The sequence below is a fragment of the Candidatus Pelagibacter sp. HIMB1695 genome, assembly GCF_052047655.1.
Taxonomy (GTDB): Bacteria; Pseudomonadota; Alphaproteobacteria; order Pelagibacterales; family Pelagibacteraceae; genus Pelagibacter.
In genome coordinates this window covers 104,510-115,466 of record NZ_JBNAJT010000001.1, presented here as the reverse complement: position 1 = coordinate 115,466, position 10,957 = coordinate 104,510, and the positions used below count along the sequence as shown (strand labels likewise).

Below are 10,957 nucleotides of genomic sequence, written 5' to 3'. Positions count from 1 at the left end.
TGCTCTTCCTATATATTACTTAATCCAAACTGGATTAAATAACTCCTAGTTTTTTCATTAGGTCTGTCATTTCGCCAGTTTGTTTTTCTAAAAACTTAACGAAATCATCACCTGGGTTATAAATATTTACCCAAGCGTTTCTTGCTCTTACAGCTTCCCACTCTGGAGTTTTTTGTACATCGCCAAGCTTTTTAGCAAGAGCTGATCTTTCAGAATCACTCATGCCTGGAGGACCAAAGAAACCTCTCCAATTAACAAACTGTACATCATAACCTTGTTCTTTTAGCGTTGGTACGTCTGGTGCATCAGAAACTCTTTCAGGTGCAGTGATACCAATAATTCTTACTTGGTCTCTTGCTCCCATAAGTTCACCTAAACCTGTAGAAATCATTTGAGTTTCTCCAGATAAAAGTCCAGCTAATGCTTTTCCACCTGCATCGTAAGGAACATAAACTACATCATTTGGATTAGCTCCAGCAGTTTGGAATGCTAAAGCACCAATTAAATGGTCCATGCTTCCTCTTACAGATCCACCAGCCATTTTTACAGACTTAGGATCTTTTTTGTATGCATCAACAACGTCTTTAAAGTTATTGTATGGTGAGTCTTTTGCAACTGCAATAGCACCATAGTCACCAATTACACCAGCAATCGGCACAACATCTTTATAAGATAGTACTCCGCTTCCACCACCAGTCACATAACCTTCGTGTCTAGTAATTGATCTTAATACTAAAGGTGTTGATTGAACTAAAATAGTGTCAGCAGGCTTATTGTTAATCATATAAGCAAGTGCTTTACCACCACCACCACCTGACATATTTTCAAATGATGCACTTTTTAACAAACCAGCTTTTGTTAAAGCCTCTCCAGTACCTCTAGCAGTGCCATCCCAACCACCACCAGCACCACCACCAATTACAAAGTGCAATTTTTCATGCGCTACTGAACTAGTAGTTGTTGCTGAGAATAATAGGATTGCTGAGAACAATACTGAAAATAGTTTTTTTATGTTTTTCATTATTTCCCTCTCTATTTGATTTAATTGGATTTAATTTATTATGATTATCATTGTCCAAATAAATAAATACTATTGTTCTATTCAATAGAACAACATATTCTATTCAATAGAATTTTATGAAAATACAAAAAAAAAATATTGGTGTAGATGCAGTAAATAAAGCTTTAGAAATCCTAAATTGTTTTACCGAAAAAAATGAGGCTTTAACGATAACAAAAATAGCTAATATTACAGGAGATCATAAAAGTAGAATTTCAAGAATATCTAAATCACTTGAGAATTTTGGATACATTAGAAAAATAAAAAGTGGTGAATTTAAAATTGGTCATACTATCCCAAGATTATTTGAAATTTATGAGAGTAGTTTTAATTTAAAAGATTCTATTAAAGCTGAATTAGATTTCATATCAACCAAAACAAAAGAGACAGCGAGTTTTTTTGTTAGACAAAATGATGTAAGAGTGTGTATTCAATCAAGTTCTCCTAATAAATCAATAACACACCGAGAGGTTATAGGAGGTAAAAAACCTATTAACAAAGGTTCAAGTGGTCATGTTTTGTCTGCTTATAATAATTTAGAAATTAAAGATAAAGATGAAGTGTTAAAAAATGGATATGCTATGACTTTTGGAGAAAGAGATTCGGAAATGGCTTCTATATCTGTTCCAATATTGAGAAAAAAAAACCAAATTCTTGGTGCATTAACTGTTGCTGGTCATATTTCTAATTTTAATAAAAAAAACTGTATTAGCTTTCTAAATGTTCTTAGATCTTCTAGAGTTAAAATTGAAAAGAATTTAATTCAAGTCAAATAATGCTAAAGCAGATTAACCAAATTTTTACAATTAAATTTATTTCTGTTTTAATAATTTCTTTTCCTAGTGCTATTATTGCAGAATATTTAAATATTCCTCTAGCTTGGTTTTTGGGACCAATGATTGTCACATCAATTGCTGCATTATCAGGACTAAAAATCATTATGCCTAAAATTGTATTAAGCTTTATTTTAATTATTTTAGGTTTGCATATTGGAAATTACATAGATCAAAATCTATTTAACCAAATGATTAATTGGATTTGGACTTCTCTGATTATGTTAATTTATATAGTAATATGTATTCTAGTTATTTCTAAGTATCTTCAAAAATTTGCAAATTACGGGGATAAAGCCTCTATATTTTCTGCTGCTCCTGGTGCTTTAGGTCCATTAATGATTTTAGCAGAAAATGAAAAAACTGATTTATCTCAAGTTGCAACTTCTCATTTAATTAGATTGATCATTATTATAACTGTAATTCCACTTATTATTGTAAACAATACTGACAATAGTGTTTTATTAAATGATGACTTTAATTATTTAGCTCAAAATCATTTAAATTTAATTTTACTTATTATTGCATCTTTATTTTTTATTTTTGTTTTTGATAAAATTAGAATTCCTGCTGCTTTACTATCTGGAACATTATTTGCGAGTGGTTTATTACAAATTACAGATATAGCCTCATATAAATTGCCGGATGAAACGGTAAATTTTTGTTTGTTGATTCTTGGTTCTTCTGTTGGATGTAGATTTGCTGAAAAAACTATAAAGGAAATAGCAAACAATTCACTCCATAGCATTGTAGCTACAGTAATATTGGTGTTATTAGGCTTACTTGCTGCATACGTTGCAACATTCTTTGTAGATACAAATATTTTAACTTTAATATTATCTTTCAGTCCAGGCGGAATTTATGAGGTGGCAGTTATAGCAATTGCTTTTGATCTCGACCCAGATTTTGTTGCTTTCCATCATATTATCAGGTTACTTTTCATTCTTTTTACAGTTCCAGTATTTTTAAGATTGTTAGATAGATTTAAGAAATAATTTCAGAAACTCTTTCAAAAACTTTTTCTGCTGAGAGTTTTGATAATTCAGGGGCTTGTATTGCTTTAAAGTTTTCTCTTTCAATACTTACTTTAAATGGAGTGGTATGAGAACCGAATAAAGCAATTCCTTTTGATCCCAAGTGCGCCGTTATATGAGCGGGTCCGGTATCATTAGCTACAACAAATGAACTTTCTTTAATTAATCCAGATAATTGAGAAATATTTAAAGCTTTACCGTTATCTAAAACACATAAAGCATTTATATTTTTTGCTTCTTCAATTTCATTTGGTCCGGGTGCAGTAACCACTTTAAATTTATTTTCGAATTTTTCATTAATCAAAATGATTAGATCGTTGTAATAAGGCCATTTTTTTGAAGTCAAATGAGGTGAACAAAAAGGAAAAAGTATTATGTATTTATCTAGTTCGTAATTTTTTTTTATTTCTGAAATATCAGCTGCACTCCATGAAAAATCTGGTTTCATTGTGTGATTGGTATTTATGCCTGAGGATTTTAACTGATGATCAAATCTTGAAAGAACAGAATCTTTATCAAAATCTTTTTTAGTTATTCCTTCTGGAAGAGTTGTTTCTGTAGAGCACCAGATTGTTTTATCAGCCTTTGGAAAAAGAATTCTTTTATAAAAAGATGTTCTGCTTGAGTTTTGAAGATCATAAACTTTTGAAAATTTATATTTCTTTATTGAATTCATTAAAGAATATAAATAAATCAAATTTAGTTTTGATAATCTTTTATCTAAAATAACATCAGTAATATAAGGATTATTTTGAAATAAATTAAAATAAGGTTTTGTAGTCATTACATAAATTTGATCCTCCTTGTGATTTTCAGAGATATCTTGAACTGCACCCGAAACCTGAACCACATCACCTAAAGAGCCATGTTTTATAACTAAAATATTTGCCATGATTTTTACAACCTATCATAGTATAATTTTTTATGAATAAAATTCTTGTTGAAGTATCTGTTGGAGAATTGCTTGATAAAATTTCTATTTTAGAAATTAAAAAAGAAAAAATTAAAGATCCAGAGAAACTAAAGTTTATAATTGATGAACATCAAATTTTACAAGAACAATATAAAGCAAATGTTAAGAATGATATTGAAATAAATAAACTATATGAATCATTGAAAATAATTAATAGCAGACTTTGGACGATTGAAGATGATAAGAGAAGATGTGAAAAAGAAAAAGATTTTACAGAAAACTTTATTAAACTTTCGAGAGATGTTCATTTATTAAATGACGAAAGAGCTAAAATAAAATTAGAAATAAATAATCATACTGGTTCTAAAATAAAAGAAATTAAAGAATACTTCAGCTACTAAATACTTTAGGAAACCAATCTTCACGCATTAAATCATCTGTTTTAAGATTAATTCCATCAAATGGAGGTGAAGTTTGGCCTTTTCTCTGAACAAATCTTACATCATCACCAATAAATCTCATTGAAAATGCTCTTCTTGATAAAGATGAATTGTTTCCTGTTGATCCGTGCACGGTTTTAAAATTAAATAAAACTGCATCACCCAATTTTAAATCGGGTATTAATATATCTTTTTCAAATTCTTCTATTTTTGGAAGACTCATAAACGAACTATCATCCTTATACCATGGTTGGTCATTGGACCATTTGGTAGGTCTTAAAAGTTTTTGCCATTTATGAGATCCTAAAATTAATTTAATATTATTTTCTTTATTTACCACATCTAAAGGTATCCAAAAACTTCCTGTATCATTTCCATTAACACAGTAATAAGGCATATCTTGATGCCAAGGTGTTTCTTTGTTTGTACCTGGATCTTTTATAAAAAGATGATCATGAAAAATTTGTATAGATTTTGAATTAGTGACTTCAGCAACTATCTTGGCTGCTGGAGAATTGAACATACAATCTTTAAATTCTTTAATTCTTTCCCAATTACAATAGTCTTCAAAAAACCTTCCATCATTTTCACTCACATTTTCTCTTCCATGTTGGCTTGGATTTTCTAAAACTTTTTGAAAACCATTTCTTAGTGGTTCGATCCAATCTCTAAATACATCTTGAATAATTATTACACCATCATTTTGATAATCATCAATCTGTTTTTGAGAAAGATACATTTTATTGTTGGAAACTATATTTTTTTTCTAAATACTTAATCACATTATGAATAACGAAAGTCATAAACAAATATATTCCTCCAGCCACAATAAATACTTCAATAGGCTTAAATGTTGTTGATATAATGTATTTTGCAACTCCAGTTAAGTCCATTAGTGTTACGGTGCTTGCTAATGAAGTACCTTTCATCATTAAAATTATTTCATTTCCATATGCAGGAAGTGATTGTCTAATCGCAATAGGTATTTGAATTTTATAAAATATAATTTTATTTGAAATGCCTAGACTTTTTCCAGCTTCAATAATCCCAGGTTTTATAGTTTGAAATGCAGATCTTAATATCTCGGAGGTATAAGCGCCTGTATTTAATGTAAAAGCAATTATTGCACACCAATAAGGTTCTTTTAAGACAACCCATAAAACTGTTGATCTTAAATATTCTATTTGTCCTAAACCAAAATAAATAATAAAAATTTGAACTAATAAAGGAGTACCTCTGAAAACATAAGAGTATCCATAAGCGAATTTATTAATAAATATATTTTTATTTAATCTTAAAATTGCAAAAAATAATCCAAGAAATAATCCAAAAAATAAAGAGGCTGATAAAAGTTTTAAAGTAATTACAGTTGCTCCTAAAAGTTTTGGAAAACTAGTAATCATTAAATCAAAATCCATTAATAACCCCTGCTATATTTGACTTCTAATTTATTAATTAACTTCATGCTTATGTAAGTGAGCAATAAATATAAAACTGCTGCAAAAGAGTAAAAAAATAATGGATCTCTTGTAGATCCAGCAGCAATATAAGATTGTCTCATAATTTCGACCAAACCAGTTACTGATATTAAGGAAGTGTCCTTTAAAGTAATTTGCCAAACATTACTTAAATTAGGAATAGCCAGTCTTAACATTTGAGGAAGAATTATTTTATAGAATTGACCAAACTTGCTTATTCCTAAAACTTTAGCAGCCTCGAACTGACCTTTGTCAATCGATTGAATAGCTCCTCTAAAAACTTCTGTTGAATAGGCACCTGAAATTATCCCTATAGCAACAGCACCAGTAATAAATGCATTGATTTCTATATATTCATAATAACCAAATATTGACGCGACATACATAATTGCACCACTCCCACCAAAAAATAATAAATATATCACTAATAGTTCAGGGACACCTCTAATTACTGTGGTGTAGAAATTTCCAACAAAGTTTAGTGTTTTATATTTTGAAAGTTTAAGAGGAGTAAAAATTAAAGCGAAAAGGAAACCAACTAGCATTGCTGTAACAGATACAGCAATTGTCATTAAGGTTGCATAAAATAACTCGTCACCCCAACCTGTTTTTCCAAATGCAAGAAGTTCCATATAGACTGGCGACTATATATTATAGTCGCCAAATCCAAAATTAATTACATAGAAGCGTCGAAACCAAAATGTTTAATTGCAAGTTTGCTAATTATTCCTTGTTTTCTAGCTTTGTTAATTGCTTTGTTGAAATCTTTTAGGATTTTTGCATCTCTTTTACCAATTGCGTCATCCCCTGCTTGTCTGATTCCAACACCAACTCCATTTCCAAATGCACCACCTGAAAAAGTTGGTCCAACTAAAACAACTGGCTTACCAGATTTATCAGCATAGTCTGTAAATGCTACAGCTGCAGCAAGTGCAACATCACATCTTCCAGAAGTTAAATCTAAATTAACCTCATCTTGAGTTTTGTAAGTTCTAACATTTACACTTCCAACGTCACCGGACTCTAAAAAGTTTTGGTGAATTGTTCCAGTTTGCGTACATACAGTTTTTCCAGCAAGAGCATCGGTTAGAGTTTTAAGTGCTTTTTTAACACCAGAACCACCTAAAGATAAATTGATACCTTCTGGTGTATCCATACCTTCTAGACTGGAACCTTTCATTACTGCAAGAGATGCAACTTCATCAGCATAACCTTGTGAGAAAGTAATTGTTTTCTTTCTTTCATCAGTGATTGACATACCGGCCATGATTGCATCAAATTTTCTCATTACTAATGCAGGTATCATTCCATCCCAATCTTGCTCAACGATTGTACACTCATACTTCATAATTTTACAAAGCTCTTGAGCCAGCTCAACCTCAAATCCAATTAAATTACCAGAAGCATCTTTTGAATTCCATGGAGGATAAGCACCTTCAGTTCCAATTTTAATTTTCTCAGCAGAAACATTTCCGATGATCAAAAAAGAAGCTAGAACTGTTAAAATAGTTTTTTTGAATATATTCATATTTTCTCCTTTAATTAAAATAATTATTTCACAATTTTTAGAAAGAAAAAAGAAAAATTAATGATTTATTGATGATGAAAAGTTCCAAGCACAATCAAAACTTGGTATGTAAACTCTAGATAATTTAGCATTACCAAAATTTTGATTGAAGACATTTAACCAACTGTCAACTTGTTTAGGTTTTTTATCCTGACTTCCAACTTGTGCTGTAATCACACCTTTTGGTTTCAAAATTCTCACCAAAGAATCCATATTTTTGGCTGCTAGATCAATACAAAACTGATCATCATTAAGATCAACAAAAATATGATCGTAAGTATCATCAGCTACTGATTTAATACTTTCAAATGCATCTCCCCAGACACATTTAACTGAATTTTTTTCTGTAGCTTTTTTACCAATATCACCAAGATGTTTATTACAAACATCTACAACTTCTGGATCTAACTCATACCAATCAATAAAATTAAAATTTTTAGAAATACATTCTCTTGCAACTCCCCCATCTCCACCTCCGATGATAGCTGCTCTTTCGTTATCTTTGTTTAAATTTAAACCTGAACCAACAAATGTAGAGCTGTATAAATGTTCATCTGTTGCAGCAACTTGAATTTCACCATCTATAAATAATGATTTTCCAAACTGCTCAAGATCTAAAATTTCAATATGTTGGCCAACTTTAGATTTAAAATCTTCTAAAACATCATTTACGACATAAGATTTTTGTAAACCTGGAGAACTATATATGTCATGATAAAGTGATTTTGTGTCTCTATTAAATTCTTTTTTAACAATTCTTGTATGTTCAAATTCTTTTTTAATTATATCAATTGCAACTGAAGGACTTACTTTCCCACAAGTAAAAAAATCAAAACTAATAATTCCTTTTTCAGGAAATGTATGAAAACTAATATGGCTTTCTGCTAACAGAGCCAATATTGTGAAACCTTGAGGTTCAAATTTATATTTAGAAATATTTAGTATTGTTACTTTTGCAGCTTTTGCAATTTCACGAATTACTTTTTCATAAACAGAAGGATCGTACTCTTTTGTAGTTCCAATGATATCAAGAGTTATATGCTCTCCAACTTTGGTCATTAGCTATCCTTTTTATAGTTTTTAGCCTTGGATAAAACTTTATTCATTTCTGCGATAGAAAGAATTTTAGGCTTACCCAATTTAAGGCTCGTTATATACTGAAGCGATATATTTTCAACCTCTTCAGCTAACTCAAAAGCTTTAGGCAAATTATCTTCAAATGCAATCTGACCGTGATTTGCAATTAAGCAAGCTTTTCTACCTTTTAAAGCTCTTAAAATATTTTTAGATAATTCTCTTGTTCCAAAGGTTGCATATTTTGCACATTTAATGTCATGGCCACCAGCCATTGCAACCATGTAATGAAAAGGCGGTATTCCTTTATTATGAGTAGATACAGCAGTTGCATTTGTTGAATGAGCATGAACAATTGCTTTAGCTTCTTTTTTATTTTTGTAAATATCTTGATGAAATTTCCATTCTGAAGAGGGAATGCCTTTTTTCTTGTCAAACTTACCGTCCAACGCAACAAAAACTATATCTTTATTTTTTAAAGTTGAGTATTTTTTTCCAGACGGTGTAATTAAAAAACCATTTTTATACCTTGTTGATATATTTCCAGATCTTAAAGCTGATAATTTTTTTGTATTCAACATCTTTGAATATCGAATAATTTCAGAACTTAAACTTTTCATTTAAATAAATTTTTTAATCCATTGGTGGAAGCGTCGCACACTCCTCTCTCGGTAATTAATCCACTTACATATTTAGCTGGAGTTACATCAAAAGCTAAATTCATTGCTTTACTTTTTTTTGGATATATCAAAACTTTCTTTACTTGATTGTTTTCATCAATACCTTCAACATGAGATAATTCCTCGGAGTTTCTCTCTTCAATTGGAATATCTTTCGCATCATTAATATTCCAGTCAATTGTTGAACTTGGAAGTGCGACATAAAAAGGAACTTTATTATCATTTGCAGCTAAAGCTTTTAAATAAGTACCAATTTTATTACATACATCTCCATTGGATAAAGTTCTATCTGTTCCAACAATACACATATCAACTTCACCTCTTTGCATTAAAATCCCTCCAGTATTATCAGCAATAATTGTATTTGGAATTTCTTCTTCGTTTAGCTCATATGAAGTTAAATTTGCACCTTGATTTCTTGGTCTTGTTTCATCTACCCAGACATGAATTGGAATTCCTTTTTTATGAGCATGATAAATCGGTGAGGTTGCTGTACCCCAATTAATTGTTGCTAACCAACCCGCATTACAATGAGTTAAAATATTTACTGTATTTTTTTTCTTATTGTATATTTCTTCAATTATTTTTAATCCATTAATACCTATATTCTCACAAAACTTTTCATCCTCATCACAAATTTCTTTAGCTTCTTTTAAAGCTATATTTAAAATTTGATCGCTATTGATCCCTGATAATTTTTTTATCATACGATCAACTGCCCATTTCAAATTTATCGCAGTAGGTCTTGATTTAATTAACTCTTCTGAACATTTATTTATAAATTCTTTAGAGTTGTTCTCATGAATAGCCAAAACTATTCCGTAAGCAGCTGTCGCTCCAATTAAAGGTGCACCTCTAACTTCCATAACTTTGATTGCATTGATTGCATCTTTAACTGATTTAAGACTTTTTATTATAAATTGATGTGGAAGCTTTGTTTGATCAATTATTTTTACTATCTTATCTTCGTACCATATTGTTCGATATTCTTTTCCTTGAATTCTCATTTAATCAAAACTCTACCTGCAACCGTTTTTAACTTATCTATTGTTTTTCGGGTTCGCTTTTCCGGAGCAGTAATGATAGCAACATCAAGGCAATTATTAGTGGGATCATTTGGATCTACATGGCTTTCAAAATTATCAATTAAATTTTTAATCATAACTTTTGCCTTTTCAGCATTTCCTAGTAAAACTTTTATTACTTGTTGAACATCGACGTTTTCATGATCTGGGTGCCAACAATCAAAATCTGTTACCATTGAAACTGATGCATACCTAATTTCAGCTTCTCTTGCGAGTTTTGCTTCAGGCATATTGGTCATACCAATTACATCTGCTTTCCAAGATCTATATAAATTAGATTCTGCTAATGTTGAAAATTGAGGACCCTCCATAACAACATAGGTTCCATTTCTTTGATATTCTATATTGGATTTTTTTATTGCATCTTCACAAGCATTCATTAGTCCATTAGATGTAGGATGTGCCATCGATACATGGGCAACAATTTCATCATCAAAAAAAGTTTTTACTCGTGCAAAAGTTCTATCAATAAATTGATCAACAATAACAAATTTACCAGGTGGCAACTCTTCTTTCAAAGATCCTACGGCTGATACTGAAACAATATCAGTGACACCTAATTGTTTTAGTGCATCAATGTTTGCTCTAAAATTTATATTTGAAGGAGAAACAAAATGCCCTCTCCCATGTCTTGGCAAAAAATAAACTTCTTTATTATTATAATTAGTTTTTAATATTTGATCTGATGGTTTGCCCCAAGGTGTATTTATTTCTAATAATTCTCTGTTAGTAAATTCTTCAACATCATAGAGACCACTTCCACCAATTATTGCTAATTTATTTGTTGTCATAA

13 protein-coding genes are annotated in these 10,957 nt (G+C 30.3%); 3 read left to right on the top strand and 10 right to left on the bottom strand.

From position 1 onward, the window contains the following. Positions 1 to 34: 34 nt before the first annotated feature. Positions 35 to 1,021 carry a tripartite tricarboxylate transporter substrate binding protein gene (locus tag ACTTAX_RS00610; RefSeq protein WP_440692114.1) on the bottom strand — a complete coding sequence of 329 codons (987 nt, stop codon included), beginning with the start codon at positions 1,019 to 1,021 and terminating at the stop codon, positions 35 to 37. 116 nt (positions 1,022 to 1,137) lie between these two features. Here ACTTAX_RS00610 and ACTTAX_RS00605 point away from each other — a divergent pair, with 116 nt between their 5' ends. Both ACTTAX_RS00605 and ACTTAX_RS00600 read left to right on the top strand, forming a co-directional pair. Then, a complete protein-coding gene (locus tag ACTTAX_RS00605) occupies positions 1,138 to 1,836 on the top strand; it encodes an IclR family transcriptional regulator (protein ID WP_440692112.1) in 699 nt (232 codons plus the stop codon). Beyond that, entirely contained in the window at positions 1,836 to 2,888 is a 1,053-nt protein-coding gene (locus ACTTAX_RS00600; RefSeq protein WP_440692110.1) for an AbrB family transcriptional regulator, read from the top strand. Before ACTTAX_RS00605 ends, ACTTAX_RS00600 begins: the two co-directional genes overlap by 1 nt. Here ACTTAX_RS00600 and ACTTAX_RS00595 read toward each other — a convergent pair. Continuing rightward, positions 2,878 to 3,819: a glycosyltransferase family 9 protein gene (locus tag ACTTAX_RS00595; RefSeq protein ID WP_440692108.1), complete on the bottom strand. Its 942-nt coding sequence runs from the start codon at positions 3,817 to 3,819 to the stop codon at positions 2,878 to 2,880. The two genes, ACTTAX_RS00600 and ACTTAX_RS00595, sit on opposite strands and share 11 nt — an antisense overlap. A gap of 32 nt (positions 3,820 to 3,851) precedes the next feature. On the opposite strand from ACTTAX_RS00595, the gene ACTTAX_RS00590 reads away from it, so the two are divergent. After that, positions 3,852 to 4,241 carry a DUF6165 family protein gene (locus tag ACTTAX_RS00590; RefSeq protein ID WP_440692106.1) on the top strand — a complete coding sequence of 130 codons (390 nt, stop codon included), beginning with the start codon at positions 3,852 to 3,854 and terminating at the stop codon, positions 4,239 to 4,241. Here ACTTAX_RS00590 and ACTTAX_RS00585 read toward each other — a convergent pair. From ACTTAX_RS00585 to ACTTAX_RS00550, 8 genes are read right to left on the bottom strand one after another with little or no spacing between them, the layout of a single operon-like run. Next, the gene (locus tag ACTTAX_RS00585; RefSeq protein ID WP_440692104.1) at positions 4,231 to 5,019 is read right to left on the bottom strand and encodes a phytanoyl-CoA dioxygenase family protein; all 789 of its coding nucleotides are present in this window, start codon (positions 5,017 to 5,019) and stop codon (positions 4,231 to 4,233) included. The genes ACTTAX_RS00590 and ACTTAX_RS00585 overlap by 11 nt on opposite strands. Before the next feature lies 1 nt (position 5,020). After that, positions 5,021 to 5,698, bottom strand: coding sequence for an ABC transporter permease (locus ACTTAX_RS00580; protein ID WP_440633503.1), 678 nt, complete (start codon positions 5,696 to 5,698; stop codon positions 5,021 to 5,023). Further along, complete coding sequence (locus tag ACTTAX_RS00575) at positions 5,698 to 6,390, bottom strand: ABC transporter permease (RefSeq protein ID WP_440692102.1); 693 nt, start codon at positions 6,388 to 6,390, stop codon at positions 5,698 to 5,700. The genes ACTTAX_RS00580 and ACTTAX_RS00575 overlap by 1 nt, the downstream gene beginning before the upstream one ends. Positions 6,391 to 6,434: 44 nt before the next feature. Next, the gene (locus ACTTAX_RS00570; RefSeq protein WP_440692100.1) at positions 6,435 to 7,286 is read right to left on the bottom strand and encodes a transporter substrate-binding domain-containing protein; all 852 of its coding nucleotides are present in this window, start codon (positions 7,284 to 7,286) and stop codon (positions 6,435 to 6,437) included. A 57-nt stretch (positions 7,287 to 7,343) separates the two neighbouring features. Then, a complete protein-coding gene (speD, locus tag ACTTAX_RS00565; RefSeq protein WP_440692098.1) occupies positions 7,344 to 8,384 on the bottom strand; it encodes an adenosylmethionine decarboxylase in 1,041 nt (346 codons plus the stop codon). Further along, entirely contained in the window at positions 8,384 to 9,019 is a 636-nt protein-coding gene (locus ACTTAX_RS00560; RefSeq protein WP_440692096.1) for a class II aldolase/adducin family protein, read from the bottom strand. Before ACTTAX_RS00560 ends, speD begins: the two co-directional genes overlap by 1 nt. Next, complete coding sequence (gene mtnA, locus ACTTAX_RS00555) at positions 9,016 to 10,086, bottom strand: S-methyl-5-thioribose-1-phosphate isomerase (RefSeq protein WP_440692094.1); 1,071 nt, start codon at positions 10,084 to 10,086, stop codon at positions 9,016 to 9,018. Before mtnA ends, ACTTAX_RS00560 begins: the two co-directional genes overlap by 4 nt. Then, positions 10,083 to 10,955, bottom strand: a complete 873-nt coding sequence (locus ACTTAX_RS00550) for an S-methyl-5'-thioadenosine phosphorylase (protein ID WP_440692092.1) — start codon at positions 10,953 to 10,955, stop codon at positions 10,083 to 10,085. The genes mtnA and ACTTAX_RS00550 overlap by 4 nt, the downstream gene beginning before the upstream one ends. Between the last annotated feature and the right edge of the window lie 2 nt (positions 10,956 to 10,957).

Excerpts from the sequence above, each read along its gene's own strand:
- ACTTAX_RS00610 (WP_440692114.1), bottom strand. The coding sequence starts at position 1,021 with ATGAAAAACATAAAAAAACTATTTTCAGTATTGTTCTCAGCAATCCTA.
- ACTTAX_RS00605 (WP_440692112.1), top strand. The coding sequence starts at position 1,138 with ATGAAAATACAAAAAAAAAATATTGGTGTAGATGCAGTAAATAAAGCT.
- ACTTAX_RS00600 (WP_440692110.1), top strand. The coding sequence starts at position 1,836 with ATGCTAAAGCAGATTAACCAAATTTTTACAATTAAATTTATTTCTGTT.
- ACTTAX_RS00595 (WP_440692108.1), bottom strand. The coding sequence starts at position 3,819 with ATGGCAAATATTTTAGTTATAAAACATGGCTCTTTAGGTGATGTGGTT.
- ACTTAX_RS00590 (WP_440692106.1), top strand. The coding sequence starts at position 3,852 with ATGAATAAAATTCTTGTTGAAGTATCTGTTGGAGAATTGCTTGATAAA.
- ACTTAX_RS00585 (WP_440692104.1), bottom strand. The coding sequence starts at position 5,019 with ATGTATCTTTCTCAAAAACAGATTGATGATTATCAAAATGATGGTGTA.
- ACTTAX_RS00580 (WP_440633503.1), bottom strand. The coding sequence starts at position 5,698 with ATGGATTTTGATTTAATGATTACTAGTTTTCCAAAACTTTTAGGAGCA.
- ACTTAX_RS00575 (WP_440692102.1), bottom strand. The coding sequence starts at position 6,390 with ATGGAACTTCTTGCATTTGGAAAAACAGGTTGGGGTGACGAGTTATTT.
- ACTTAX_RS00570 (WP_440692100.1), bottom strand. The coding sequence starts at position 7,286 with ATGAATATATTCAAAAAAACTATTTTAACAGTTCTAGCTTCTTTTTTG.
- speD (WP_440692098.1), bottom strand. The coding sequence starts at position 8,384 with ATGACCAAAGTTGGAGAGCATATAACTCTTGATATCATTGGAACTACA.
- ACTTAX_RS00560 (WP_440692096.1), bottom strand. The coding sequence starts at position 9,019 with ATGAAAAGTTTAAGTTCTGAAATTATTCGATATTCAAAGATGTTGAAT.
- mtnA (WP_440692094.1), bottom strand. The coding sequence starts at position 10,086 with ATGAGAATTCAAGGAAAAGAATATCGAACAATATGGTACGAAGATAAG.
- ACTTAX_RS00550 (WP_440692092.1), bottom strand. The coding sequence starts at position 10,955 with ATGACAACAAATAAATTAGCAATAATTGGTGGAAGTGGTCTCTATGAT.